This window comes from Halomonas sp. YLGW01 (assembly GCF_014840935.1).
Taxonomy (GTDB): Bacteria; Pseudomonadota; Gammaproteobacteria; order Pseudomonadales; family Halomonadaceae; genus Onishia.
The window spans coordinates 991,308-1,017,456 of sequence record NZ_CP062005.1; the positions used below are offsets into that span (position 1 = coordinate 991,308).

A 26,149-nucleotide genomic window follows, 5' to 3' on the forward strand; every position below is an offset into this window, starting at 1 on the left:
TAGGGGGAAAATACGTCGGTGGATGGGCGGATGGACCCTGATCCCCGACCGTCGATTTGTTCCTATTCAGTGAGGCCAGGATGGCGCCAGCAAGCGATGCTTTTACCCCCGTCGAGTCCTTTCGTGAGTGCCAGGAGCTGCTGGATTGCCTGATGCAGGCCGGCGGCGCCTCCTTGCAGTTAGAGCAGGGGGAGCATCAGCACCCCTTGCCGGTGCTGGTGGCCGACATGGTGCCGGGCGAGTGGTTGAAGCTGGATATTTCGGCCATCCGCGAGGTGGCAGGTAGGCTCAAGCGTGGCGAGGCGTTTCGGCTGCTCGGTCAGGCGCCGGGCAAGATGCTGCGTACACCTCCGCTGGTGGTGAGTGAGTGTCGCGAGGTCGAGGGGCGACTCGAGTGTGCTGTCGCCTATCCCGATGCCATGGAGGTTCTGCAGCGGCGTGACAGCTTTCGCGCCGAGCTGCGCCTGAACATGGAGGTGGCCGTCACGCTGCAGGGTGGGGGGTTGAAGGGTTGGTTGCGCAACCTGTCGGTCGATGGTGCCCAGGTGGAGCTGCCGCTGGCGGCGGCGTCGCAGCTGGCCGCCGATACTGCACTGCTGACCCTGGAAATGGTGTTTCCCGATGGGACCCATTTCGCGATCAATGCCACTCTGCGCCATGACCGCCCGCTGGTCGAGCGCCAGCTCATTCAGGCCGGCTTCCAGTTTGGGCCGCGTAATGCCCAGCAGGAGCGAGAGTTGTGGTACTTCGTGCGCGAGATCGAACGGGAAGCCGCTCGCTATGAGGAGGAGGATGCTCATCCCCGCGCCCCCTCGGCGCTGTTCAAGCCTCGTCCCGGCCAGCCAGCAGACGGTCATGAGGCGGTCTCCTATGCCACGCCGATGACGCAGCGCCTGGCGCGCCTGTCCGGCTATCTCGACAGCCAGTTGCTGGCCCTGAAACAGGGGCGAGGTGTCGAGGCTCAGGCCCTGTCTCGGCAGGCGGATCGACTGCTGGCGCTTCTCGACGAAGACAGGGAGGCGCTGTTGTTCGCCTCGGCCTGTCTGCCCCCAACGTCATCGCTGGTCCACCACGGCCTGAACGTGGCCATTCGGCTGGCCGATCTCGTTGGTCGCCAGCGCATGCCTCAGGAGGTGCGCAAGGCCCTGGTCGCCAGTGCCATGGTGCATGACCTTGGCAAGGCCCTGTTGCCAGAGGAGCTGCGCCAAGCGCGCCAGCTGGACGATGACCAGTACCGCGCCATCCAGGCGCATGTGGGCTGGATTCACGAGCGCCTGGCGGGGTGTGGCTGGTTATCCGAGGCGGTCACGCGAGCGGTGGTGACGGGGGCCAACGAGCGCCTGGACGGCAGTGGCTATCCCGAGGGACTGGCCGGTGACCGGCTGCATGAGCTGAGCCGGGCGATGGGGGTGGTGGATGTGGTCGATGCCATGGGGCGAGCGCGCAGCGATCGCGAGGGCTGGACTCTGGAGGCGATCTATCGCCATCTGCTCAGCCATCCCGGTCGCTTCGATCAGACCTGGGTGAAGCGCTATGTGAGGCATTTCGGCGTGATGCCGGTGGGGAGTCTGGTGCGCTTCGCCTCGGGGCATCTCGGCTGGGTGCTGAGTCTCGATGATCAGGGGGCGATTCGCAGGGTATGGCTGACGGATGCAGTGGCTCTGCCGCACCGGGAGATGGGGGAGCGCCTCGAGGCGGCCGAGCTCGCCCGGCTGGGTCGGCCCGTCGAGACGCTTCGCGTCCCGCTCCCCTGACTCAATGCACGGGGCCTCGCCTCAAGTTGTGGGCAATCCCGCCGATGATCGGGATTGCCCATGAAATCAGAAGCTATTCGGCTCCTCGCCAATCCAAGGAGAGCGTCACAATGGCTCGCATCAGCAAGGGGACATCATGTCGACGATCACATCTCTGGGAATAGGCTCCGGACTTGACCTCAACAGCCTGCTCGATCAGCTGGAGGAGGCCGAGCGCGAGAAACTCAAGCCGATCGCCGAGCAGAAGAAGAGTTACGAGACGAAGATTTCCGCCTACGGCAGTCTCGAGGCCTCGCTTGCCCAGTTCAAGGAGGCGGCGGGGGCGCTGAATGATGCGGAGCTCTTTCAGGCCGTCAAGAGCGAGGTCTCCGGCTCCGCCCTGACCGCGGCGGCGACCAGCGAGGCGAATGCCGGCAGCTATCGCATCGAGGTCAGCCAACAGGCGAAGGCCTTCAGCGTGGCCAGTCATGGGGTCGCGGACCAGAAGACCCCGCTGGGCGCGGGGCGCCTGAGCATGACCCTGGGCGGTGGCGAGACGCTCGAGGTTGAGGTCGGGGAGGGGGAAAGCTCGCTCATGCGGGTGCGGGACGCCATCAACGACCTGGATGCGGACATTCGGGCCTCCATCGTCAACGATGGCGGGAGCACGCCTCATCGTCTGGTGCTGTCGGCGCAGACGACCGGGACCGACAGTGCGGTGGCCGGCCTGTCGGTGAGCGGTGCCCTGTCCAGCGGTCTGGCCTTCGATCCCGCCACCGAGGTGTCGGCCCAGAATGCGCGGCTGAACGTCAACGGCGTGGCCATCGAAAGCCAGACCAATCGGGTCGACAAGGCGATCGACGGCCTGACGCTCAACTTGATGGAAGCCGGCGAGGCCAGCGTCGAGGTCAGTCGCGACCGCGATGGCATCCAGAAGGCCATCAAGAGTTTCGTGGATGCCTACAACCGTATGCAGGGCCAGATCGGCCAGATGTCGAGTTTCAATCAGGAGACCGGGGAGGCCGGCGAGCTGCTGGGCGACAGCACCCTGCGGACCGCCGAATCGCGCATTCGCAATGCCATGAGCAATGGTGTCGGCGAAGGCCAAGGTGAGCTGCGCATGCTCTCGGATGTCGGCGTCTCGCTGCAGCTCGATGGCACCCTGAAGCTCGACCCGGCGCGACTTGATGAGGTGGTGGCCGACGACGTCACCCGCTTGGCGGAATTCTTCGCCGGTGATAGCGAGGAGGGCGGCATCATCGGCCAGCTGGATGTCACCCTGGAGCGGATGCTGGATCGCAATGGTCTGATGGGAAATGCCATCGATGGCCTGGATCAGAGCATTCGCAGTCTCGACAAGAGCCATGCGCGCACCGAGGAAAGCATCAATGCGACCCTCGAGCGATACCGCAAGGAGTTCTCCGAGCTCGACGGCATGGTGGCCAACATGAATTCCACCAGCGAATACCTTTCCCAGCAGTTCGACGTCCTGAGTGCCCAGGCCGGCGGCAAGTCCGGCAAGTCGACCTAACCCTTAGACAGACAGTGAGGATGTGATCATGAATTCCATGCGGGGCGCGGCGACCTACGCCCGAGGTGCTGGTGCCTATGCCAGAGTGGGCGTCGAGAGCGGCGTGATGGCCGCCAGCCCTCACCAGTTGATCGTGATGCTCTTCGACGGCGCCCAGGCGTCGATTCGCAAGGCACGCATCCACCTTGAGGACGGCAACATCGCCGAGAAAGGGCTGGCCATCTCCAAGGCCATGGACATCGTCAACAACGGCCTGCTGGCGGCGCTCGACCGCGAACAGGGCGGCGAGGTGGCCGAGAATCTGGCCAGCCTCTACGATTATGTCGTGCGCTTGCTCAGGGCCGCCAACCGTGACAACGATCCGGCGAGCCTGGATCGGGCGGCTAAGCTGCTCGACGACATCGGTTCCGCCTGGCGCCAGGTCGGCGGCGGCGCGAGCGAGAGTTGATATGGCGGATACACAAGTGTCGCGGCAACATTCCCCCCAGGCCATCGTGATCGCCGGCCACGAGGCGCTGTTGCGCCGGACCTCGCGGATGCTTAGCCTGGCCAATGCCAAGGAATGGACGGCGCTGGTCGACGAGGAGTCCCGCTACCTTCTCGACGTGGAGCGCCTGGCACGCTTCGAGGCCGATGTCGCCCTCGATGACGAAGGTCGTGCGCGCAAGGCGCAGCTGCTCGAGCAGGTGCTCGAGCAGAGCATGGAGGTGCGCAGGCGCCTGATCGAGCGGCGCGATGAGCTCGGGCGTCTGATCGTCTCCGGCGAGAAGAAGCGTCAGGTGGGCCGCGCCTATCGGGCTCAGGAGGACTCTCGGGTGCTCGAGCGCGAGTCACGGTTCACGCAGGGACGTTCGTGAGCGGCATCACGCCGATTCTCGACACCCTGCTCCATCAGGTGCTGGGCAAACGTGCCGATGTGCCTGTGCCACGGGAGCTCAATGCGCCGGTGCAGCCTACCAGCCCGGGAGACGCCGTCCAGGCCTTGCACAGCGATTCGCGACTGGAGCCGCGTCAGCGCGCGCTCCTGGCGCCGGCCCAAGGGCAGCAGAGTCGTGATGCTCTGGCGCCTTCGCCGATGCCTGGCGCGGCCGCTAAGCCCTCTGCGCAAGTGCATTTCAGCGCCTCAGCTCAGACCATCGCCAGCGTTCTCGACCAGTTTCCGGCCCCGCCCGCCACCCTGCGGGTGCGGGAACCCTTGATGCCCGCCGACTCGGGCGCCACCCCCGCTCAGCTGGCCGCGCGACTCCGCCAGAGCATCGATGCCAGTGGGCTCTTCTATGAATCTCATCTGGCGCGCTGGCAGCGGGGCGCCTTCTCGCTTCAGCAGTTGATGCTTGAGCCGCAGATGCAGCGAGGCGGGGTGGTCCCCGGCCTCCAGTCGCTGACACCGGCGGCACCATCCTCCACTCCGCTGTCGCCCGTGATCTCACCGAGGCCGGTGTCGACGGGGGGGGCGGCACCGGTCGAAAACGGTCATTCAGGCACGCGGCATGTCTCCTCTCCGCCGGTGGTTGAATCCGGCCCGGCTGTCCAGCCTGGACGGAGCGGGCCGTCGGCATCGTCCGTCGAGGCCGGGGCGGCTCAAGCGTCGACGGTCGGGAGCGGGGGGGCTGTCATGGCCCGAAGCGCCGATGCGGGAGCACCTGCAGGGGCAATGGATACTGAGCGTGCGATGCCGTCGTCTTCTCAGCCCCTGGAGGAATCCTTGCAGCAGGTGGTGCGCCATCAGCTGGAGATGCTCTCGACACCGGCGCCGGTATTGCGCTGGGAGGGTGATGTCTGGTCGGGGCTGTTCATGGCGCTGATCATCCAGCTCCCCGCCGTTGTCCGGCAGGAAGGCGAGCAGGCTTCGGGGGAGGGGCGGGAGGATGCGGGGCAAGAGGCCTGGCGGTCGCAAATGACGCTGGAGGTGGCGGGCTTGGGCCGACTGGATGTGAGTCTGCTGATTGCACGGCGTCGGCTGGAGGTGGCGCTTGAAGCCGAGAGTCAGGCGATGCTCAAGCGACTGGAGAATGGTGAGGCCATTCTGCGCTCGCGCCTGCAGGCCTGCGGCTTCGATGCCGTCGACCTGCACCTGGAGGTGGGCGACGAGGAGTCGGCATGACCGAGGCGTCTTACAACGGGCGGCGCCGTGCCGTGGCGCTGACCTATCGCCCGGGGAATGCAGCGCCCGAACTGGTGGCCAAGGGCTATGGTGATCTGGCCGAGCGGATCATCGAAGCGGCTCGTCAGGAGGGAGTCTTCGTGCATGATGCCCCGGCGTTGGTGGACCTTCTTATGACGCTGGATATCGATGAAGCGATCCCCGTCGAGCTTTATCGGGTCATCGCCGAGCTGTTGGTCTGGGTGCGGGAGGTGGCGACATCGCCGGACGAGGCATGAGGCAGACAGACTCCCGTATCTAAACGTAATTTAATTGTTAGATATGTAATTAATTGTGAGTATTTTTCATTAGTAAATTAGGCTTAATGCTCACTCAGAGGCTATTTCTTGCCTCTTTTCCTCTGCTTGAGGTTTGTAACTGTCCGCTAGCGGTCGGCTGGCGACGGTTGAAACTCTCACCCTAAAACACTAACAATAGCTACAAATTAAGATCGTGCCACTCATACGAAAGTCGACCGTTATTGTCGGCATTTGCCTCGATCTATAAAAAAGCCAAGTATCCGCAGGGGACAAAAAGATGATCAACGAGCAGCTCCTGGAGGAAATCCAGGATATGAACCTGTCGTATCTGCTGCTGGCGCAACGTTTGTTGGCCGAGGATCGCGCCATGGCGATGTTTCGGCTCAAGGTCGATGAGGAAATGGCCGACCTGCTCGCCTCCCTCTCGGCGCGTCAGCTCGGGCAATTGTCCCGCACCAATCAGCTGCTCTGCCATATGAGTCTCGGTGATGCCAATCAGCTGAAGGCCCTGGTGAACCACCGGCGGGATCACGGCTTGACCCATGCCCATGCTTCCATGCTGCTGTCAGGAGTGGCCACGACCTCTTGTGACCAGGTGTCAGGGGCTAAGGCATGAGCGAGAAAAGCCTGGTGGCGGAAATGCAGCAGGTGCAGATGGCGGTCGAGTTGATCGAGCTGGGCGCGCGCCTGCAGGTACTGGAAACCGAGACCGATCTCAGCCGGGGGCGCTTGATCAAGCTCTACAAGGAAGTGCGTGGCATGTCCCCCCCCAAGGGGATGCTGCCGTTTTCGACCGACTGGTTCATTACCTGGTTGCCTAACGTACATTCCTCTCTCTTCTATAACTATTATCAGCGCCTCCACCGTGATTACGGGTGCGACCGGATGGAGGCCTTCGTCAAGGCGTTCCGGCTCTATCTCGAGCAGGTGGACCTGGATGAGGCCGAGCCGGTGCTGGGCCTGACTCGGGCCTGGACCCTGGTGCGCTTCTTCGAAAGCGAGCTGCTGGAGCTCGCCAGCTGCACCAGTTGCCAGGGGCGTTTCGTGGCCCATGCGCATACGCCGACACAGGACTTCGTGTGCGGCATCTGTCAGCCGCCGTCCCGTGCTGGCAAGACCCGCAAACGGGTCGCCCGGTCGACGACCGTTGCCACCACCGGCACCAAGCGCCCTGGCAAGGCGTCGGGAACCGCCTGAACCTGCCCGTCCCGGCCTCTTCTTGTTTTTTCGATCTTCATTGCCCCGGCCCTTGCGGTCGGGGCAATGACGTTGTGCGCGGCTGAAAGGGTTTTTGTTTCCAAGCCCTCAAGCCGTGAGCGTGGTTGCCGATAGCAAAGAGAGAAGTCATTCGTCGACGTGAAGGACGCCGCGTGTGTTGATACCCCTTGGATTCATTATCGTGATCTTGTCGGTCTTCGGCGGGTTTGCCCTGGCCGGCGGCAAGTTGGGACCGCTATATCAGCCGACCGAGGTCCTGATGATCTGCGGCGGTGCCCTGGGGGCCTTCGTTGCCGCCAACAATGGCAAGGCGATGAAGGCCACCATCAAGAGTTTCTCCAAGCTCAAGCGGACCGCCAAGTACGACAAGCAGACCTATATGGAAGTCATGGCGGTGCTGTACAAGCTGCTCACCAAGATCCGTCGTGAGGGCATGCTGGGAATCGAGCGTGACATCGATTCCCCGGAAGACAGTCCGTTGTTCTCGGAACACCCGCGCGTCGTCAATGACCCGATGATCATGGGCTTCATCGTCGATTACCTGCGTCTGATGGTCAGCGGCAGCATGGACCCTCACCAGCTCGACGAGCTGATGCTGCATGAGATCGAGGCCTTCGAGCATGAGGCCCACATTCCCGCCGACGCCCTGGCCAAGGTCGGGGACGGCCTGCCGGCCTTCGGCATCGTGGCCGCGGTGATGGGGGTGGTGAAGGCCCTGAGCGCGGCGGATGCCGGGCCCGACCAAATGGGGGTGATGATCGCTCATGCCCTGGTCGGCACCTTCCTCGGCATCCTGCTCGGCTATGGCTTCTTCAACCCGCTGGCCAGTCGCATCGACCGCCAGGTCCAGGAAGCGGTGAAAATGTTGCAGTGCATGCGTGTGACCCTGCTGGCCAGCCTAAACGGCTACGCCCCTCAGCTGGCGGTGGAGTTCGGTCGCAAGGCCCTGCATACCGATGAGCGGCCGAGCTTCAGCGAGCTCGAGGAACATGTGCGGTCATCGAAGAGCACGGGCGGCGCATGAGTGAGCAAGGTCGCCCCATCATAATCCGCCGCAAGAAGGTGGTGCATGGCCACCATGGCGGCAGCTGGAAGATCGCCCTCGCCGACTTCATGACCGCTCTGATGGCGCTGTTTCTGGTGATGTGGATCCTGTCCTCGGCCAGCCAAGAGCAGCGCCAGGGCGTGGCGGAATACTTCAATACTCCCCTGCTCACCGCCATCGCCGGCGGCGAGCAGCAGGCCAATAGCCAGAACGTGATTCCCGGTGGGGGGCCGGACCCGACCTTTACCGAGGGGCAGCGGCAGCGCATCGACCGGCGCATCGAGACCCGGCCCAGCGAGATGCCTCAGCGGCTGCGGGAGCTGCGCCGCAGTGTGGAGAACGCCATCCAGGCCGATCCCGTGCTGCGCAAGCTGCGCAATCAGCTGCGCTTCGACATGACCCGGGAGGGCCTGCGGATTCAGCTGGTCGATACCGACAAGCGTCCCATGTTCGAGCTGGGCAGCGATCGGGTCGCCTCCTACATGCGTCGCCTGCTGCGCACCCTGGCCCCGTTGCTCAACGAGGTGCCCAACCCCGTCAGCATCAGCGGCCATACCGACAGCGTGCCGTACGTCGGCGGTCTGCAGGGCTACAGCAACTGGGAGCTCTCCACCGACCGCGCCAACGCCTCACGCCGTGAGCTGGTGGCGGGAGGACTCGAGCGGGACAAGCTCCTGCGGGTGGCCGGCATGGGCGACCAGGTGCCGATGCCGGACAGCGCGCCGGGAGATGCCATTAACCGCCGCATCGCCCTGGTGGTGCTCTATCGGCAGGTGGCCGAGAGCATCCGCTCCCAGGGGGGGCGTGGCGAGAGTATCGGCGTGCCATCGGCGCGACGAGCGCCGGACGCCCCCTTGCCGACAGAGGAATTTGTCGAGGGTGTTCGCCAGACGCTGAGCGGGTAATGATCCCGATTCGCCCATTACATGATCAGTTCGGGGACGAGCATGGACATCAGTGATTTTTATGAAACTTTCTTCGAGGAAGCCGAGGAGCTGCTGGGCGACATGGAGCGGCATCTGCTCGAGCTGGATGTAGACGCACCGGATGCCGAGCAGCTGAATGCGATCTTCCGGGCGGCCCATTCGATCAAGGGCGGGGCCGGTACCTTCGGTTTCGATGTCCTGCAGCACACCACCCATTTGCTCGAGAACCTGCTCGACTCCACCCGCCATGGTGAGCTTGCACTGCGCCGCGATATCGTCGACACCTTTTTGGAAACCAAGGATATGCTGCACGACCAACTGGATGCCTATCGTCAGGGCACCGAGCCCGACCCGGACGCCTTCGAGCGTATCTGCCAGACGCTGAAGCAACTCGCCCTCGACGAGCTGGGCCAGAAGGTGGACGAGGAAGCGCCGGAGGCGGCGGCGGCTCCTGCCGAGGAGCCCGTCGCCGAGTCCGTGGCCGGGTCGGCTGAATCGGATAATGGCGAGACGGGTGGGCGGCTGAGCATCGCCCTATTGGGGCTGGCCGACAAGGATCGGGCGCTCTTGGTCGAGGAGCTGGCGAACTTCGGCGAGATCATCGAGCGCCGCGGGGACGCCAGCCGTTACGAGGTGCTGCTGGAGACCTCGACCAGCATCGACGATATCGAGATGGTGATGTGCTTCATCGTCGAGCCCGAGCAGCTCGAGATACGTGCGGCCGGCGACCCGGCGGCCGGCGCAGCGGAGGCCGGTGCCCAGGCGGCCAGCACGGAGCCAGGGCCGCAGGCGCCTGAAGCGTCCGGGTCGTCCGCCCCGAACGCGGCAGCGGCCACACCGCCCGAGGCCAGCCAGGCCACCGAGCCCGCTCCCGAACAGTCGAGCGCGCCCGCTGCCAAGCCGTCGACCCCGGCAGCCGCCAAGTCCAAGCCCAAGGCCGGCGCCGAGTCCTCGATTCGGGTGCCGGTCAACAAGGTCGATCAGATCATCAATCTGGTCGGTGAGCTGATCATCACCCAGTCGATGCTCGATCAGACGGTGAGCGAGATGGAGACTGCCCAGGGCGGTGCCCTGGTCAATGGCATGAGCCTGCTGCAGCGCAATGCCCGGGACCTGCAGGAAGCCGTGATGTCGATCCGCATGGTGCCCATGGATTACGTCTTCAGCCGTTTCCCGCGGCTGGTCCGAGACCTCGCCGCCAAGCTCGACAAGGACGTGGAACTGGTCACCGAGGGCGAGTCCACCGAACTCGACAAGAGCCTCACCGAGCGCATCATCGACCCGCTGACGCATCTGGTGCGCAACAGCCTCGACCACGGCATCGAGTCTCCCGACAAGCGGGAAGCCGCGGGCAAGCCGCGCACCGGGCGCCTGACCCTGTCGGCGCAGCATCAGGGCGGCAATATCCTGATCGAGGTGATCGACGACGGCGCCGGGCTCAATCGCGACAAGCTGCTGGCCAAGGCAGAAGCCAACGGCGTGCCGACCAGCGAGAACATGAGCGATGACGAGGTCTGGCAGCTGATCTTCGCGCCGGGCTTCTCCACGGCGGAGCAGATCAGCGACGTCTCCGGCCGTGGCGTGGGCATGGACGTGGTCAAGCGCAACATCCAGGCCATGGGCGGCCATGTCGAGATCAAGTCGCAGCAGGGGCAGGGGACCACCACCCGTATCGTGCTGCCGCTGACCCTGGCGATCCTCGACGGCATGTCGATCAAGGTGGGCAGCGAGACCTTCATCCTGCCGCTCGGTACCGTGCTCGAGTCCCTGCAGCCGCGCCAGGAAGACCTCTATGCCATGGCCGGCGACGACGTGGTGATGAAGGTGCGCGACGAGTACCTGCCGGTGGTCGCCGTGCATCAGGCGCTGGATGTGGCCGATGCCGAAACCGAGCCGACCGCTTGCATCGCCGTGATCGTGCAGGGGGAGGGGCGCCGTTATGCGCTGCTGGTCGATGACCTGATCGGTCAGCAGCAGGTGGTGGTGAAGAACCTGGAAACCAACTATCGCAAGGTGTCCGGCGTGTCCGCGGCCACCATCCTCGGCGATGGCAGCGTGGCCTTGATCCTCGATGTCACCGACCTGCATCGCCTGAGTCGTACCAAGAGAGAGGCGCAGAGCGCCCGTCGTCCGACCACGCCTGCCAAGGAGGTAGAACCATCATGACAGACCTGAACGCCGCCAGCGCCGCCGCCACCGAGGCGCATAGCCGCGAGTTCCTGGTGTTTTCGCTGGGCGAGGAAGAGTACGCCATCGATATCCTCAAGGTGCAGGAGATCCGTGGCTACGAGAACGTCACCCGCATCGCCAATGCGCCGGACTTCATCAAGGGGGTCACCAATCTGCGCGGCGTGATCGTGCCGATCGTCGATCTACGCATCAAGTTCCGCCTCGACAACGTCGAGTATGGCGGCCAGACGGTGGTGATCGTGGTCAATGTCGGCGAGCGTATCGTCGGCATCGTGGTGGATGGTGTCTCCGACGTGATGACCCTGACCCCGGAGCAGATCAAGCCCGCGCCCGAGTTCGGTGTCACCCTGTCGTCGGATTACCTGAGTGGCCTCGGCAGCCTGGAGGATCGCATGCTGGTGCTGGTCGATATCGACAAGCTGCTGACCAGCGAGGAAATGCAGCTGGTGGATACCGTCAGCGCCTGAGCCTGAGGCTGAGCCGCATCGGCAACGTCTCCTGGATCGCCCGGCCATCGCCGGGCGATCGTCGTTGTGGCGCCGGCCGCGCCCTGTCAGCCGTTGATGGCGATGCGCTTTCTGCCTAAAGCCCTGTCTCGATTGGCCGATAACCTCCCTAACTGCCACGACACCGTCGTCTCGCACGTCATCATCTCGTGGCCACAACGGTGATGGCTGCCGTGATAGCAACGATCAGAACAACCAGTGCCATAACACCCCCAACAAGAACCATCACTCGCCCTGACGACAGGATACGGCGAGGGGCCGATGACAAGGCCCGCACATGGACGGCGGCATGACCCGAAGGCCGCCACAGAAGGGAAAGAGGTGCTTGTGAAGGTAATCGACAACATGACCGTCCGGCTGAGCTGGGGACTGGTGCTGACGCTGTTTTCCGGCCTGATCTTGATGCTCAGTGCCCTCGGGCTCTATGCGATCGACGATCCGGCCGCGGTGGAGGAGCGGGCCGGGTTGGTCAGGGCCGGCATCCTGCTGGTGCTTGGCCTGACGGCCATCGCCGTGGGGCTGGTGGTGTGGGGTGTGACGGCCAACGTGATTCGCCCGCTCGAGCGGGTGGTGGCCCATTTCGAACGCATGGCCAAGGGCGACCTGTCCGGCGCCATCGAACAGCGCGGCGACAACGAGATCGGGCGCCTGTTCGCGGCGATGGCACACATGCAGCAGAGCCTCGGGCGCACCGTCGGCTCGGTGCGTCGGGGTGGCCAGACCATTCACCGCCACGCCAAGGAGATCTCCCAGGGCAACACCGATCTGTCGTCGCGTACCGAGCAGCAGGCCGCCTCGCTGCAGCAGACCGCTTCCAGCATGGAAGAGCTGACCTCGACGGTCTCCCAGAACGCCGACAATGCCCGTCAGGCCAGCCAGCTGGCGGAGGAAGCCTCTCGGACGGCGCACCAGGGGGGCGAGGTGGTCCATGCCGTGGTCGACACCATGAGCGGGATCAACCAGAGCTCGCAGCGGGTCAGCGAGATCATCAAGGTGATCGATTCGATCGCCTTCCAGACCAACATTCTGGCCCTCAATGCCTCCGTCGAGGCGGCCCGTGCCGGCGAGCATGGCCGCGGCTTCGCCGTGGTGGCCGAGGAGGTCCGCAAGCTGGCCGGTCGCAGCGGCGACGCGTCCAGGGAGATTCGTGGCCTGATCGAGGCCTCGGTGGCCCGCGTCGAGCAGGGCACGGCCGAGGTGGACCGGGCGGGGAAAACCATGGAGGCGATCGTCGCTGCCGTGCAGCGCGTCAGCGACATCATGGACGAGATAGCTGCCGCCTCGCAGGAGCAGAGCAACGGCATCGGCCAGGTCAACCAGGCGGTGACGCAGATGGATCGGGTGACGCAGCAGAACGCCACCCTGGTCGAGCAGGCCGCCAGCGCCGCCGGCGAGCTCGAGCGCGAGGCAGAAGAGCTGCGTGCCTCGGTGGCGACCTTTCGTCTGGCGCCCCAGGCCGGCGAGATGGCGTCCACTCCGGCGGCAGCGCGGCCGGATGATGACGCCGAGGATGAGCTCGCCCGCTGGATGCCGCAGCTCATGCCCAGGCGCGAGGGCACGACGGCGCAGAACGCTCGACGCGCCTCGTCATCATCCACGCCACAGGACAAAGACGACTGGTCGTCCTGCTAGGCGCCAGATAGGCGCCAGAGGCCAACAACAATCATGTCTGTCTAGGCCCCTGGGGGCCTTACGCAAGGGGGAAAGGATGCGCAACAACCAACCCGTGACGCACCGGGAATATCAGCTGCATGACGACCATTTCCTGATCTCGAGAACCGATCTCAAGGGACGCATCACCTACGCCAACCCGGCCTTCATCGAGGTCAGCGGTTTCTCTCGCCAGGAACTGCTCGGCGCCCCGCACAACCTGGTGCGCCATCCCGACATGCCGGTCGAGGCCTTCGCCAACATGTGGGAGACCCTCAAGGCCGGCGAGAGCTGGTCGGGGCTGGTCAAGAACCGGCGCAAGGACGGGGATCACTACTGGGTCAACGCCAGCGTCACGCCGTTGATCGAGGAGGGTGAGGTCGTCGGCTATGCCTCGCTGCGGGTCAAGGCCGAGCGTGAGGCCATCGAGGAGGCCGAGCAGAGCTATGCCCTGATTCGCGAGGGGCGCGGCAAGCACCTGACCCTGGAGCGTGGCCGGTTGCGTCGCCGCGGGCTGATCGGCCGGCTGCGGCGCACCAACCTGGGCAGCATGCGCGCGCGCCTGACCACCATGATCGGGGTCGCGGCGGTGCTGCTGGTCGCCAGTGGCGGCCTGGGGCTTTACAGCCTCAACACCGCCGGGGAGCGCATCCAGGAAATTCGGCAGGACGGTCTCGAGGACGTGGCGCGGCTGCAGCGCATCGAGCAGCTGATGACGCAGAGCCGGGACCGCCTCGACGGCCCGGTCAGCAACCCCATGTCGGCGGACGTGGACAGCCTCAAGACCGAGGTCGGCGCAGTCGTGACCGAGCTGGAGACGGCCTGGGCGAACTTCATCGGCGACCAGGGCAACCTCTCGGCGAGTGAGCGGGCCTTCACCGATGGCCTCGATGTCTATATCGACGATGGCCTGAACGCCGCCGTGGAGACCCTCGATGCCGGGGACTTCTACCAGGCCTATGTGGCCTTCAACGAGGTGCTGAAGCCCAAGGGCGCCGAGCTCTCGGACACCATCAATGCGCTGATCGAAGAGAAGCGGAGCAAGGCCAGCCAGCTGGCCGAGCAGGCGAGGGCCGATCAGCAGCAGATGCTGGTGATCCAGGGCACGCTGCTCATCGTCGGGCTGCTGCTGCTGATCCTGCTCGGCGGGATGACCATTCGTGCCCTGACCAAGCCGCTGCGCGAGTCGATGCAGTTCACCCTGCAGATCGCCGCCGGCAACCTCGCGGCCAGCATGCCGTCGCACCGCAATGACGAGGCCGGGCGGCTGATGGCGGCGCTGGATGTGATGCGCAAGAGCCTCGGCAGCATCGTCGGCGACGTCAATGGCAGCGTGAAGGTGGTCGAGCCGGCGGCACGAGACATCGCCCAGGGTAACGAAGACCTGTCGTCGCGCACCGAGCAGCAGGCCGCCTCGCTGCAGCAGACCGCCTCCAGCATGGAGGAGATGACCACCACGGTGCAGCAGAACGCCGACAATGCCCGCCAGGCCAGCAGTCTCGCGGTGGACAACGCAAGCCAGGTGGGCAATGCCGGCGAGCTGATGAACCAGGTCGTCGACACCATGGAGCGCATCACCGCTAGCTCCCGACAGATGACCGAGATCATCGACGTCATCGATTCGATCGCCTTTCAGACCAACATCCTGGCCCTCAATGCCTCGGTCGAGGCGGCGCGGGCCGGCGAGCATGGCCGGGGCTTCGCCGTGGTCGCCGAGGAAGTGCGCAGCCTGGCCGGGCGCAGCGCCTCGGCCGCCAAGGAGATCCGCGAGCTGATCTCCGGCTCGGCCAAGGAGATCGACAGCGGGGCCGGCCTGGTCAAGTCTGCCGAGGGCGCCATCGGTGAGGTGGTCTCGGCGGCGACCCGGGTCAACGACATCATGAGCGAGATCACCGCCGCCTCCGAGGAGCAGAGCAGCGGCATCGCCCAGATCAATCAGGCCATCGCCCAGATGGACGAGGTGACGCAGCAGAACGCGACCCGGGTGCAGTCCTCGGCGCATGCCGCCTCCCAGCTGGAGCAGCAGACCCTTCACCTGAGCACGTCGATTGCCGCCTTCCGCCTGCGTGGCGCCGGCATGGAAACCGTCCAACGGTTGCCGCAGCAGCGCGAGGAGGCCCCGGCACTGCAGTCGGGTGAGCGACGCGAGCGCTTGCAGGCGCCGACCGCCAGCCAACCCGAGCGCGCTACCGGACAGGCATCGCGGCAGGACCGTCAGCTGGCCAGCGTCAATGACGACTGGGAGGAGTTTTGAACACGCATCTGCCCCATGAGGCGGCCGGACAGGGAGGCTGGTCGGCCTCCCTGGCGGAGCGGGATCTGGTCCTCACCGACCAGGATTTCGCCCGTATCCGCGAGCTGATCTACCAGCGAGCCGGCATCGTGCTCGCCGAGCACAAGCGGGAGATGGTCTATAGCCGGCTGGCCAAGCGCCTGCGCCATCATGGGCTCACCCATTTCGCAGACTACCTGGCTCGGCTGGAGCGTCAGCCCGAGGCACGGGAGTGGGAGGCCTTCACCAACGCGCTGACCACCAACCTCACCGCCTTCTTCCGGGAGGCGCACCATTTCCCGCTGCTGTCGCGCCACGTCGCCGAGCGGCGGGACAAGGTGCGGGTGTGGAGCGCGGCGGCCTCCACCGGCGAGGAGCCCTACTCGATCGCCATGTCGCTGCGCGAGGCGCTGGGGTCGCGGGCCGATCAGGCCGAGGTGGTGGCCACCGACATCGACACCGATGCCCTCGACCGGGCACGACAGGGCATCTACGCCCTGGAGCAGGTCACCAAGCTGGAGGAGACGCGGATCAAGCGCTTCTTCCAGAAGGGCAGCGGCCGGCGGGCGGGCTTCGCCCGGGTGCGCCCCGAGGTGGCGGCGATGGTCGAGTTCAAGTCGTTGAACCTGCTGGCTCCGGGCTGGCCCCTGGAGGGCCCCTTCGATGCCATCTTCTGTCGCAACGTGATGATCTACTTCGACAAGACCACGCAGGCCAGGATTCTTCAACGCTTCGCCCCGCTGCTCAAACCGGATGGCCTGTTGTTCGCCGGGCATTCGGAGAATTTTTCCTACATCAGCGAGGCCTTCCGGCTACGCGGCCAGACCGTCTATACCCTGGCGCCGCGTCCCTGAGACGAGCGCCCAGCCGCCGCCGGCACGCGCGATGGCGGGACGGGCGTTAAAGCCCGCCGGAGGCTGGCCGATAGAGCCTTTAATGCCGCGTGGCACGCCGTGCCGCGCCAGGCACCCAACACAGGAGACCTGCCTTGAGTTCAGCCAGGATCAAGGTGCTGTGCGTCGATGACTCGGCGCTGATACGCGACCTGCTCAGCGAAATCATCAATGCCCAGCCGGACATGGAAGTGGTGGCGGTGGCGCCGGATCCGCTGGTGGCGCGGGATCTGATCAAGCAGCACAACCCCGATGTGCTGACCCTGGATGTGGAAATGCCGCGCATGGACGGGCTCGACTTTCTCGAGCGCCTGATGCGCCTGCGGCCCATGCCGGTGCTGATGGTGTCGTCCCTGACCCAGGCCGGTTCCGAGGTTACCCTGCGGGCGCTGGAGCTCGGCGCCCTGGACTTCCTCGCCAAGCCCTCCATGGGAATCCGTAGCGGCATGATGGAATACGGCGAGCTGATTGCCGAGAAGCTGCGCGCCGCGGCCCGCTCCCGGCCTCGCCAGGCACGTCACAAGGATCGTCCGGCGCCCAAGAGCCTCGAGGCACCGCTGGTGTCGAGCGAGAAACTGCTGATCATCGGCGCCTCCACCGGGGGCACCGAGGCGATTCGCCATGTGCTTGAGCCTCTGCCCTCCAACGCCCCGGCGATCCTGATCACCCAGCACATGCCCGGCGGCTTCACCCGCTCCTTTGCGGAGCGCCTCGACAAGCTGTGCCGGATTCGGGTCAAGGAGGCCAGCGAGGGCGAAAGGGTGCTGCCGGGGCATGCCTACATCGCTCCTGGCGACCAGCACCTGAAGCTGGCCCGCAGCGGCGCCAACTATGTGGTGCGCCTCGACGACGGGCCGCCGGTCAATCGTCATCGCCCCTCGGTGGACGTGCTGTTCGAGTCGGCCGCCCGGCAGGCCGGCCGCAACGCCATCGGCGTGCTGCTCACCGGCATGGGCAAGGACGGGGCCGCCGGTCTCCTGACCATGCGCCAGGCCGGCGCGCCGACGGTGGCGCAGGACGAGGCCAGCTGCGTGGTCTTCGGCATGCCCCGTGAAGCCATCGCCCTGGGGGCCGCCGACGAGGTGCTGCCTCTGGACGAGATCGCCCCGAGGCTGATGACACTGGTCGCGGCCTCCGGCCGTGCCCAGCGCGTCTGATTCTGCTCGGCGGATGCTCAACGACTCACCTTAAGGATCTCATGCATGACGACCTTCTTTCGTAATCTCAGCATCAGGGCGGCGGTGACCTCGGCGCTGGTGGTGTTTGCCCTGTTGATTCTGCTGGTCTCGAGCCTTGGCGGCATGGCAGGCAGGATGGCCAACGAGACCCTGGTCACCATGGACCGCATCAACGTCTCCCAGCTCAACGAGATTCAGCGAGCGGACTCCCTGCTTAGCGGCGCCAGGAGGGGGCTCGAGCTGGCCGCCTATCAGCAGATGATGGGCCAGCGCGACAAGGTAGAAGCCCTCCTGACCGAAGTCGTCGATCAGCTCGACCGCGCCGAGCGGCGCTTCGAGAACTTCATGGCCGTGCCGAGCCAGTCCCGGGGCAAGATCCTGACCGAGCGCACCGGCGAGAGCTTCGGCACCCTGATTGGCATGGTGCGCGACCAGGTCGCGGCCCTGGAGGACGGGGATGTCCTCGAATACCGCGACCTCAGCGACCAGGCCCTGGAGAGCGGCCAGGCGACCGACGCCGCGATGACCGACTTCGTGCGTTACGCCGACCAGCGCGGCGATGCCCTGATGGCCGACTACGAGGCCAACACCCAGCTGTTCGAGCGGATCGGCCTGGTCGCGCTGATGGTCGTGGCTCTCATCCTGGGGCTGACCTACCTGGCCTTGCGCGGCCTGGTGATTCGTCCCCTGCATGAGGCCGTCCGGACCCTCGAGCGCATCGCCAAGGCGGATCTCAGCGAGACGATCACCGTGACCAGCCACAACGAGATGGGCAAGCTGTTTGTCGCCATGCGCGACATGCAGCAGGGGCTGGCCGGCACCGTCGGCACGGTGCGCGAGAGCAGCGCCTCGATCCATGTCGGTACCCGCGAGATCGCCAGCGGCAACGCCGATCTGTCCTCACGCACCGAGGAGCAGGCGGCCTCCCTCCAGCAGACCGCCTCGAGCATGGAAGAGCTGACCACCACCGTGAAGCAGAACGCCGACAACGCGCGTCAGGCCAGCGGGCTGGCCTTCGAGGCATCGAACACCGCGGGGCGTGGCGGCGAGGTGGTGGAGCAGGTGATCACCACCATGCACGGCATCTCCCAGAGCTCCCAGAAGATCGCCGATATCACCGGTGTGATCGACTCGATCGCCTTCCAGACCAATATCTTGGCGCTCAATGCCTCGGTGGAGGCCGCGCGGGCAGGTGAGCAGGGCCGCGGGTTCGCCGTGGTGGCAGGTGAGGTGCGCAACCTGGCCGGGCGCAGTGCCTCGGCGGCCAAGGAGATCAAGACGCTGATCGACGACTCCGTCGGCCAGGTGCAGCAGGGCTCCACCCTGGTCGAGCAGGCCGGGACGACCATGCAGGAAGTCGTGGAGGCCGTGAAGCGGGTGACCGACATCATGGACGAGATCTCGGCCGCCTCTCAGGAGCAGAGCGACGGCATCGAGCAGGTCAGCCAGGCGGTCGGCCAGATGGATCAGGTGACGCAGCAGAATGCCTCCCTGGTGCAGCAGGCCGCCTCGGCGGCGACTTCTCTCGAGGAACAGGCCAGCCGCCTCGAGCAGGCGGTGGCCGTCTTCCGCCTGGCGGAGAACGCCGCTCAGGCGCTGCCATCGGCCGAACGCCCGGCAGCCAAGGAGCGCGGCGAGCAGCGGCCGGCACTGTCACGCCCGAGCTCCGCGCCTCGCGCTCAGGCCAGGCGCGAGGCGGCCACCGCCGAGGACGATTGGCAAGAATTCTAAACGTAGGTCGGCATCCTGCCGGCCCTCTTAATGACGACACGAGCAAGAGGTTGAGATGGCCAACAAGGACATGAAGATTCTGGTGGTGGACGACTTTCCCACCATGCGCCGCATCGTGCGCAGCCTGCTCAAGGAGCTGGGCTTCACCAACGTGGAGGAGGCCGAGGACGGCCAGGACGGGCTAAGCAAGCTCAAGCAGGGTGGCTTCGAGTTCGTGGTCTCGGACTGGAACATGCCCAACCTCGATGGCCTGGAGATGCTCAAGCAGATCCGCGGCGACGAGGCGCTCAAGGAGCTGCCGGTGCTGATGGTGACCGCCGAAGCCAAGAAGGAAAACATCATCGCCGCCGCTCAGGCCGGCGCCAATGGCTATGTAGTCAAGCCGTTCACCGCCGCGACGCTCGACGAGAAGCTGAACAAGATCTTCGAAAAGCTCGGCATGTAATCAGGACGAGGGCCTTCCTCGGCAGGAGAAGCGATCATGAGCGATCAGGCTCAACAGACGGCTGGCCCCGATGGCGGCGGCGAAGATTTGGTGAAGCGCATCGGGCAGCTGACCCGCATGTTGCGCGAGAACATGCGCGAGCTCGGCCTCGACCAGGAGATCGAGAAGGCCGCGGAGGCGATTCCCGATGCCAGGGATCGTCTCAACTACGTGGCCTCGATGACCGAGCAGGCCGCGGATCGAGCGCTCAATGCCATCGACCGGGCTCAGCCGCTGCAGGACGATCTCGCGTCTCGCGCCCAGGCGCTCGACAAGCGCTGGAGCGAGTGGTTCGAGGCGCCGAAAGAGCTGGACGAGGCCCGGGAACTGGTCATCGACACCCGCGGCTACCTCGCCGAGGTGCCGGACATGACTCAGGGCACCCATAAGGAGCTGCTCGAGATCATGATGGCTCAGGACTTTCAGGACCTGACCGGCCAGGTGATCAAGAAGATGATGGATGTCATCCGCGAGATCGAGCATCAGCTGGTGCAGGTGCTGCTCGACAGCGTCCCCGCCGAGCAGGGCCGCGACGAGATGAAGCGTCGCGCCGAGGGGCAGTGGGAGGCCGATGCCAAGCGCGAGGCCACATTGCTCAACGGCCCTCAGGTCAAGGCGGAGGCCGTCGACGTGGTCAGCAGCCAGGATCAGGTCGACGATCTGCTCGACGAGCTGGGCTTCTAGGCCCGGATGCCGCCGGGCCTCGGCCCGGCGGCGCTGCTCGCCCTCCCGTCGCCTTCCTGCCTTTCATCCCGGGCGTCGGGTTTCCAATCGTGAATAGACCACGATTGTTCGCGCTTTTTCGTCCATCGCCTTCCCCCCGCTTTACCGACAATGGCCGGCATTCACCCGCCCCGTCTCGAAAGGGCCATCGGTCATGGCCGACGACAGCAGTACCGACGACAAGACCGAAGAGGCCACGCCACGACGACGCGAGAAGGCGCGTGAAGACGGCCAGGTGGCCCGGTCCCGCGAGCTGACCACCTTCATGCTGCTGATCGGCGGGGTCGCCGGCCTGTGGGGCATGGGGGCCTCTCTCTACGATCAGATCGGTCTGGTGATGGAGCAGTCGTTCCTGTTCGAGCGCCGCCAGGCCTTCGAGCCCAATGCGATGCTGACCCATGCCCTGGCACTGGGCCAGCGTACCCTGTTCGCGCTGCTGCCCCTGTTCCTGCTGCTGGCCGTTGTCGCGCTGGTGGCACCGGCGCTGCTGGGGGGCTGGCTGATCTCGGCCAAGTCGCTCCAGCCTCAGCTTGGTAAGCTCAACCCGCTCAAGGGCCTCAAGCGGATGTTCTCGACCCAGGCTCTGGCGGAGCTGGCCAAGGCCGTCGCCAAGTCGGTGCTGGTCGGTGGCGTGGGGGCCTGGTTCTTGGCGACGCACCTCGGCGAGTTCATGGCGCTGATGGATCAGCCGATCCGTCAGGCGCTGGCTAATGCCATGCGCCTGGCTGCCCAGGCCTCGGGCCTGATGGTGCTGACACTGATCGTGGCGGTGCTGATCGACGTGCCCTTCCAGCTGTGGAGCCATGCCAAGAAGCTGCGCATGAGCAAGGACGAGGTCAAGCGGGAGCACAAGGAGTCGGAGGGCGACCCCCAGCTCAAGGCCCGCATTCGTTCCCAGCAGCAGGCCATGGCGCGCAACCGCATGATGAGCAAGGTGCCGGAGGCCGACGTCATCATCACCAACCCGACCCACTACGCCGTCGCCCTGCGCTACGACCAGGCACAGATGGGGGCACCCCGGCTGGTGGCCAAGGGCACGGGGGAGGTGGCCAGGCGGATTCGTGAACTCGGCGAGGAGCATCGCATCCCGCGCCTCGAGGCACCGCCCCTGGCCCGGGCGCTGTATGGCCATGTGGACCTGGATGACGAGATTCCCCTGGCGCTCTACACCGCCGTGGCCGAGGTGCTGGCCTGGGCCTTCCGCCTCCGGCGGGTGCGCGAGGAGGGGGGCGAGGTGCCGGCAACGCCGCAGGACCTTCCGGTGCCTGACGAGCTGGACGATCGCCCTGATGTGACGGGCGATGACGCAACCAAGGAGCCTCGATGAGAGCGCTGAGTGACTATCTGGGCCGCTTCGATGCCCTCGGTGACATACGGATGAAGCTGCTGGCCGGCCCGCTGCTGATCATCATGATCCTGTCGATGATGGTCCTGCCGCTGCCGCCCTTCGCGCTGGATCTGTTCTTCACCTTCAACATCGCCCTGGCGGTGATGGTGCTGCTGGTCAGCATGTTCACCCAGAAGCCGCTCGACTTTGCGGCCTTCCCGGCGGTGCTGCTGTTCACCACCCTGCTGCGGCTGTCGCTGAACGTGGCCTCGACCCGGGTGGTACTCATGGAGGGCCATCAGGGCGGCGATGCTGCGGGCAAGGTGATCGAGGCCTTTGGCCAGTTCCTGGTCGGCGGCAACTTCGCCGTCGGTCTGGTGGTGTTCCTGATCCTGGTCATCATCAACTTCATGGTCATTACCAAGGGCGCCGGGCGCATCGCCGAAGTGGGCGCTCGCTTCATGCTCGATGCCATGCCCGGCAAGCAGATGGCCATCGATGCCGATCTCAACGCCGGCCTGATCGGCGAGGACGAAGCACGACAGCGGCGCTCGGATGTCTCCCAGGAAGCCGACTTCTACGGCTCCATGGACGGGGCCAGCAAGTTCGTGCGCGGGGATGCCATGGCCGGCCTGGTGATCATGGTGGTCAACATCATCGGCGGCCTGATGATCGGCATGCTGCAGCACGGGCTGGACTTCGGCGCCGCCGCCAAGACCTATACCCTGCTGACCATCGGCGACGGCCTGGTCGCCCAGATTCCGGCGCTGGTGATCTCCACCGCCGCCGGCGTCACCGTCTCCCGGGTGACTACCGACCAGGATGTCGGCCAGCAGATGATCAGCCAGCTGTTCCTCAACCCCCAGGTGTTGTGGCTGGCCGCGGGCGTCATGGGCCTGCTGGGGCTGGTGCCGGGCATGCCCAATCTGGTGTTCCTGATCTTCACCGGGCTGCTCGGGGGGCTGGCCTGGTGGCTCAAGCGCCAAGAGGAGCAGCGCCTCACCGAGGAGGTGATCAACACCGCGCCGGCGCAGGACCCCGAGCCCGCCGAGGCCAGCTGGGACGATGTCTCGCTGGTCGATACCCTGGGCCTCGAGGTCGGACATCGCCTGATCCCGCTGGTCGATCATCGCCAGCAGGGGGAGCTCCTGGGGCGCATCAAGAGCGTGCGCAAGAAATTCGCCCAGGATGTCGGCTTCCTGCCGCCGGTGGTGCATATCCGTGACAACCTCGAGCTCGGGGCCAACACCTACCTGATCACTCTCAAGGGGGTCGAGATCGGCCGCGCCGAGGCCTTCCCGGGCAAGTGGCTGGCCATCGATCCGGGGCAGGTCTCGGGCCAGCTCGAGGGCACCCGCACCGAGGATCCGGCCTTCGGCCTGCCCGCCGTCTGGATCGAGACCAACCAGCGCGAGCATGCCCAGGTCTATGGCTACACCGTGGTCGATGCCGGCACCGTGGTCGCCACCCATCTCAATCACCTCTTGCATCGCCACGGCGGCGAGATGCTCGGTCGCCAGGAGGTTCAGCAGCTGCTCGACAAGCTCGGCGAGGAGGACAAGTCGCTGGTCGAGGACGTGGTGCCCAAGGTCGTGAGCCTGACCCAGCTGCAGCGGCTGCTGCAGCAGCTGCTCGAGGAGGATGTGTCGATTCGCGACCTGCGCACCATCCTCGACACCCTGGCCGAGCATGGCGGCGACCAGGTGGAGGTCGCCGATCTCACCGCCATCGTGCGCGTGGCCCTGGGCCGGGCGATTACCCAGCAGTGGTTCCCGGCCCAGGGCAACCTGCACGTGATCGGCCTGGATGCCAAGCTCGAGCAGGTGCTGATGCAGGCCATGAACAGTGGCGGTGCGCTGGAGCCGGGTCTCGCCGAGACCCTGATGGATCAGGCTGCCCAGGCGCTGGAGCGCCAGGAGGCCAGCGGCGAGCCGCCGGTGCTGGTGGTGCAGCACAGCCTGCGCGCGCTGCTGGCGCGTTTCCTGCGTCGACGCCTGAACCACCTGGTGGTGATGTCGCAGGCCGAGATTCCCGATGATCGAACCCTCAAGATCACCAGTCTGGTGGGAGCCGACTCATGAGTGTGAAACGCTTTTTCGGTGCCAACAGCCGTGAGGCCATGCAGCAGGTGCGGGCAAGTCTCGGCGATGATGCCCTGATCCTCGCCAACCGTCCCGTCGACGGCGGTGTCGAGGTCCTGGCCCTGGCCGACGAGGCCGCGACATCCATGACCGAACAGGCGGTGGCCGCCGAGGCGATGCAGCCCGCGGTCCGGCGTCAGGGCGTCGCCGAGCCTGAGCCGGCACGACGCGACTCCTATTCTGGCGTGGTGAGCGCCACGCCACCCGCGGCCGACGCACCGGCGGCAAGCTCGGCGGCAAGCTCGGCGCCGCCCGAGGATTTCGCTGCCCTTAGCCAGCAGCTGCTGGGTGAGATGCAGGAGATGCGCGAACTGCTCGGCCATCAGGACGCAGGCCGGGCGGGACCCAGCGCCGAACTGCACTGGCAGTTGCTGGCGGCCGGGATCGGTCACGCCCTGGCCGGCGAGCTGCTGGCCGGGCGGCCAGCCGAGCTCGCCGATGCTCCCGCCGACCAGGCGCGCGCCTGGCTCGAGCGCCAGCTGGCGGCACGGCTCAAGGTGGCGCCCCGGGCCGAGGCGCTGCTCGATGAGGGCGGCGTGCTGGCCCTGGTCGGTCCTACCGGCGTCGGCAAGACCACCACCACCGCCAAGCTCGCCGCCCGCTACGTGATGCGTCATGGCCCCGAGCGGGTGGTACTGGTCACCACCGATGCCTACCGCATCGGTGCCCAGGATCAACTGCGCATCTATGCCGAGCTGATGGGCGTCGAGATGCATGCCCTGGAGGCGGACCGCCCCCTGGAGAGCCTGCTGCCGCAGCTGGTCGACAAGCATCTGGTACTGGTCGATACCGTCGGCATGAGCCAACGCGACCGGCGCCTGCTCGAGCAGATCGCCCACCTGCGCGGGGACAGTCGCGCCGTGCGCCTGGTGCTGCTGCTCAATGCTGCCAGTCAGGGCGAGACCATCGACGAGGTGGTGACCACCTACCTCAAGACGGCTCGGGCCATGGGCGGTCGGCTCGAGGATGCCATCCTCACCAAGCAGGACGAGGCCGCCCGGCTGGGTGGGGCGCTGGATACCCTGATTCGCCATGGCCTGACCCTGCATTTCGTCTCCCATGGCCAGCGCGTGCCCGAGGATCTGGCCGTGGCCGATGGCGCGGCCCTGATCGGCGAGGCCCTCGAGGTGGGGGGCGCCTCCCCCTTCGCGAGCCCTCGGGGCATCGAGCCACCGAGCGGTGGGTCCCCCGGCGGGGCGGCGTTGTTCGGCCAGGCCCGGGCGATGGGGGCGTTGTGGCGACTGCTGGACGAGCGGGTGCCCGGCTTCGGGACCCTGGCCGACGCCTGGGCGCTGGGCTCGCTGCCCTCACGCCTGCAGGGAGAGCGGCTGGCGCCCTTGTATGAGCGAGTGCCGATGACCTCCACCAGCCTGCTGTGGGCGCGGGCGTCGACCCTGCCCGGTGAGGACTGGATGCTGCCCCATCTGGCGCTGGATGCCACCGGGCGGCCGCTGGCTCAGCCGTTTCCCGAGCACCGGCTGGTGGCCGGGCAAGGTGAGCGGATGGCCTGGGCCGAGACGACCCTGGGCGTGAGTGCTCACTTGCTGCCCCGGCTGCCCGATGCCCGGCTCAGGGCCTGGTTGGAGGCGCGCGGCAGCGGCTGGCTGAGCCAGGCTCAGGCCAACAGTCGGGTGCGGTATCGTGGCGAACGCCTGGCCCTGTCGGCGCTGGTCACGGAGGCTCGGGCGCTGCCCCCGGTCTCGCTGCGCTACCGGGGGCAGACGGTCAGCGTCTCGATCGCGCGGCTGGCGGTTCGCTGCACCGGCCCCGGAGAGGGCGAGCCCATGTGGGCCTGGTTTGCCGAGGTGCACGGGCAGGATAGTGGTGCGGTGCTGACGCGCCGCTATGCGATGTCGCCGGCCTGGTGGCCGGCCGAGCGCGGCCGTTCGGCATTGCTCGAACAGCTCGCCGCCGACGAGCTGCCGACCCTGGCACGTCACGCCGCACGGGAATTGGCAGGCACCGGGCCGCTGGCCATCGACGGTGAACTGCGGACCTTCATGGCCGGCGGCATCGCGGCACTCGCCATGCACCTGGAGCAGGCCGAGGACGACTGGGCGATGGATGCTCGCGCCCAGCTGCTGCGTCTCGCCGGGGGCCGCCGGCCTCGACGGGCCAGGACCCTGCTCGATGGCTTGATTCAGGTGCTGGAGGCCCGTGAGGCGATGCGCCACTTCGCTGAGCAGGAGGCGTGGTGA

Annotated in this window: 22 protein-coding genes; all 22 read left to right on the forward strand. The window is 66.1% G+C overall.

Annotated features, from left to right (window positions below):
• Positions 1–80: 80 nt before the first annotated feature.
• The 22 genes from IEJ03_RS04610 to flhF all read left to right on the forward strand — a co-directional run bounded on the left by IEJ03_RS04610 (position 81) and on the right by flhF (position 26,149).
• Complete coding sequence (locus IEJ03_RS04610) at positions 81–1,754, forward strand: HD domain-containing phosphohydrolase (RefSeq protein ID WP_192036516.1); 1,674 nt, start codon at positions 81–83, stop codon at positions 1,752–1,754.
• A 136-nt stretch (positions 1,755–1,890) separates the two neighbouring features.
• A complete protein-coding gene (fliD, locus tag IEJ03_RS04615) occupies positions 1,891–3,264 on the forward strand; it encodes a flagellar filament capping protein FliD (RefSeq protein WP_192036517.1) in 1,374 nt (457 codons plus the stop codon).
• Positions 3,265–3,292: 28 nt separating this feature from the next.
• Complete coding sequence (gene fliS, locus IEJ03_RS04620) at positions 3,293–3,712, forward strand: flagellar export chaperone FliS (protein WP_192036518.1); 420 nt, start codon at positions 3,293–3,295, stop codon at positions 3,710–3,712.
• A 1-nt stretch (position 3,713) separates the two neighbouring features.
• Positions 3,714–4,121, forward strand: a complete 408-nt coding sequence (locus IEJ03_RS04625) for a flagellar protein FliT (protein ID WP_192036519.1) — start codon at positions 3,714–3,716, stop codon at positions 4,119–4,121.
• On the forward strand, positions 4,118–5,368 hold the full coding sequence (locus IEJ03_RS04630; protein ID WP_192036520.1) for a flagellar hook-length control protein FliK: 1,251 nt from the start codon (positions 4,118–4,120) through the stop codon (positions 5,366–5,368). The genes IEJ03_RS04625 and IEJ03_RS04630 overlap by 4 nt, the downstream gene beginning before the upstream one ends.
• Positions 5,365–5,646, forward strand: a complete 282-nt coding sequence (locus tag IEJ03_RS04635) for an EscU/YscU/HrcU family type III secretion system export apparatus switch protein (RefSeq protein WP_192036521.1) — start codon at positions 5,365–5,367, stop codon at positions 5,644–5,646. Before IEJ03_RS04630 ends, IEJ03_RS04635 begins: the two co-directional genes overlap by 4 nt.
• Before the next feature lie 298 nt (positions 5,647–5,944).
• A complete protein-coding gene (flhD, locus tag IEJ03_RS04640) occupies positions 5,945–6,283 on the forward strand; it encodes a flagellar transcriptional regulator FlhD (RefSeq protein WP_192036522.1) in 339 nt (112 codons plus the stop codon).
• The gene (gene flhC / locus IEJ03_RS04645) at positions 6,280–6,864 is read left to right on the forward strand and encodes a flagellar transcriptional regulator FlhC (protein WP_192036523.1); all 585 of its coding nucleotides are present in this window, start codon (positions 6,280–6,282) and stop codon (positions 6,862–6,864) included. The genes flhD and flhC overlap by 4 nt, the downstream gene beginning before the upstream one ends.
• 175 nt (positions 6,865–7,039) lie before the next feature.
• Positions 7,040–7,909: a flagellar motor stator protein MotA gene (motA, locus tag IEJ03_RS04650; protein ID WP_192036524.1), complete on the forward strand. Its 870-nt coding sequence runs from the start codon at positions 7,040–7,042 to the stop codon at positions 7,907–7,909.
• Positions 7,906–8,835, forward strand: a complete 930-nt coding sequence (motB, locus tag IEJ03_RS04655) for a flagellar motor protein MotB (protein WP_192036525.1) — start codon at positions 7,906–7,908, stop codon at positions 8,833–8,835. Before motA ends, motB begins: the two co-directional genes overlap by 4 nt.
• Before the next feature lie 42 nt (positions 8,836–8,877).
• Positions 8,878–11,022: a chemotaxis protein CheA gene (gene cheA, locus IEJ03_RS04660; protein WP_192036526.1), complete on the forward strand. Its 2,145-nt coding sequence runs from the start codon at positions 8,878–8,880 to the stop codon at positions 11,020–11,022.
• On the forward strand, positions 11,019–11,513 hold the full coding sequence (gene cheW, locus IEJ03_RS04665; RefSeq protein ID WP_192036527.1) for a chemotaxis protein CheW: 495 nt from the start codon (positions 11,019–11,021) through the stop codon (positions 11,511–11,513). The genes cheA and cheW overlap by 4 nt, the downstream gene beginning before the upstream one ends.
• A gap of 384 nt (positions 11,514–11,897) precedes the next feature.
• Complete coding sequence (locus tag IEJ03_RS04670) at positions 11,898–13,184, forward strand: methyl-accepting chemotaxis protein (protein ID WP_192037182.1); 1,287 nt, start codon at positions 11,898–11,900, stop codon at positions 13,182–13,184.
• 76 nt (positions 13,185–13,260) lie between these two features.
• Positions 13,261–15,456, forward strand: coding sequence for a methyl-accepting chemotaxis protein (locus IEJ03_RS04675; protein WP_192036528.1), 2,196 nt, complete (start codon positions 13,261–13,263; stop codon positions 15,454–15,456).
• Complete coding sequence (locus IEJ03_RS04680) at positions 15,453–16,328, forward strand: CheR family methyltransferase (protein ID WP_192036529.1); 876 nt, start codon at positions 15,453–15,455, stop codon at positions 16,326–16,328. The genes IEJ03_RS04675 and IEJ03_RS04680 overlap by 4 nt, the downstream gene beginning before the upstream one ends.
• A gap of 134 nt (positions 16,329–16,462) precedes the next feature.
• The gene (locus IEJ03_RS04685) at positions 16,463–17,524 is read left to right on the forward strand and encodes a chemotaxis response regulator protein-glutamate methylesterase (protein WP_192036530.1); all 1,062 of its coding nucleotides are present in this window, start codon (positions 16,463–16,465) and stop codon (positions 17,522–17,524) included.
• A 45-nt stretch (positions 17,525–17,569) separates the two neighbouring features.
• On the forward strand, positions 17,570–19,276 hold the full coding sequence (locus IEJ03_RS15960) for a methyl-accepting chemotaxis protein (protein ID WP_192036531.1): 1,707 nt from the start codon (positions 17,570–17,572) through the stop codon (positions 19,274–19,276).
• Between the two features lie 55 nt (positions 19,277–19,331).
• Positions 19,332–19,721: a chemotaxis response regulator CheY gene (gene cheY / locus IEJ03_RS04695; RefSeq protein WP_192036532.1), complete on the forward strand. Its 390-nt coding sequence runs from the start codon at positions 19,332–19,334 to the stop codon at positions 19,719–19,721.
• Between the two features lie 36 nt (positions 19,722–19,757).
• On the forward strand, positions 19,758–20,444 hold the full coding sequence (gene cheZ, locus IEJ03_RS04700; protein ID WP_192036533.1) for a protein phosphatase CheZ: 687 nt from the start codon (positions 19,758–19,760) through the stop codon (positions 20,442–20,444).
• 193 nt (positions 20,445–20,637) lie between these two features.
• A complete protein-coding gene (gene flhB / locus IEJ03_RS04705; RefSeq protein WP_192036534.1) occupies positions 20,638–21,810 on the forward strand; it encodes a flagellar biosynthesis protein FlhB in 1,173 nt (390 codons plus the stop codon).
• A complete protein-coding gene (gene flhA, locus IEJ03_RS04710; RefSeq protein WP_192036535.1) occupies positions 21,807–23,891 on the forward strand; it encodes a flagellar biosynthesis protein FlhA in 2,085 nt (694 codons plus the stop codon). The genes flhB and flhA overlap by 4 nt, the downstream gene beginning before the upstream one ends.
• A complete protein-coding gene (gene flhF / locus IEJ03_RS04715; RefSeq protein WP_192036536.1) occupies positions 23,888–26,149 on the forward strand; it encodes a flagellar biosynthesis protein FlhF in 2,262 nt (753 codons plus the stop codon). Before flhA ends, flhF begins: the two co-directional genes overlap by 4 nt.

What these genes read in the sequence shown, in the direction of transcription:
- cheW (WP_192036527.1), top strand. Translation starts at nt 11,019, where the DNA reads ATGACAGACCTGAACGCCGCCAGCGCCGCCGCCACCGAGGCGCATAGC.
- cheZ (WP_192036533.1), top strand. Translation starts at nt 19,758, where the DNA reads ATGAGCGATCAGGCTCAACAGACGGCTGGCCCCGATGGCGGCGGCGAA.
- IEJ03_RS04610 (WP_192036516.1), top strand. Translation starts at nt 81, where the DNA reads ATGGCGCCAGCAAGCGATGCTTTTACCCCCGTCGAGTCCTTTCGTGAG.
- fliS (WP_192036518.1), top strand. Translation starts at nt 3,293, where the DNA reads ATGAATTCCATGCGGGGCGCGGCGACCTACGCCCGAGGTGCTGGTGCC.
- cheY (WP_192036532.1), top strand. Translation starts at nt 19,332, where the DNA reads ATGGCCAACAAGGACATGAAGATTCTGGTGGTGGACGACTTTCCCACC.
- IEJ03_RS04675 (WP_192036528.1), top strand. Translation starts at nt 13,261, where the DNA reads ATGCGCAACAACCAACCCGTGACGCACCGGGAATATCAGCTGCATGAC.
- cheA (WP_192036526.1), top strand. Translation starts at nt 8,878, where the DNA reads ATGGACATCAGTGATTTTTATGAAACTTTCTTCGAGGAAGCCGAGGAG.
- flhD (WP_192036522.1), top strand. Translation starts at nt 5,945, where the DNA reads ATGATCAACGAGCAGCTCCTGGAGGAAATCCAGGATATGAACCTGTCG.
- flhF (WP_192036536.1), top strand. Translation starts at nt 23,888, where the DNA reads ATGAGTGTGAAACGCTTTTTCGGTGCCAACAGCCGTGAGGCCATGCAG.
- flhA (WP_192036535.1), top strand. Translation starts at nt 21,807, where the DNA reads ATGAGAGCGCTGAGTGACTATCTGGGCCGCTTCGATGCCCTCGGTGAC.
- fliD (WP_192036517.1), top strand. Translation starts at nt 1,891, where the DNA reads ATGTCGACGATCACATCTCTGGGAATAGGCTCCGGACTTGACCTCAAC.
- IEJ03_RS15960 (WP_192036531.1), top strand. Translation starts at nt 17,570, where the DNA reads ATGACGACCTTCTTTCGTAATCTCAGCATCAGGGCGGCGGTGACCTCG.
- IEJ03_RS04635 (WP_192036521.1), top strand. Translation starts at nt 5,365, where the DNA reads ATGACCGAGGCGTCTTACAACGGGCGGCGCCGTGCCGTGGCGCTGACC.
- flhB (WP_192036534.1), top strand. Translation starts at nt 20,638, where the DNA reads ATGGCCGACGACAGCAGTACCGACGACAAGACCGAAGAGGCCACGCCA.
- IEJ03_RS04670 (WP_192037182.1), top strand. Translation starts at nt 11,898, where the DNA reads ATGACCGTCCGGCTGAGCTGGGGACTGGTGCTGACGCTGTTTTCCGGC.
- IEJ03_RS04625 (WP_192036519.1), top strand. Translation starts at nt 3,714, where the DNA reads ATGGCGGATACACAAGTGTCGCGGCAACATTCCCCCCAGGCCATCGTG.
- flhC (WP_192036523.1), top strand. Translation starts at nt 6,280, where the DNA reads ATGAGCGAGAAAAGCCTGGTGGCGGAAATGCAGCAGGTGCAGATGGCG.
- motB (WP_192036525.1), top strand. Translation starts at nt 7,906, where the DNA reads ATGAGTGAGCAAGGTCGCCCCATCATAATCCGCCGCAAGAAGGTGGTG.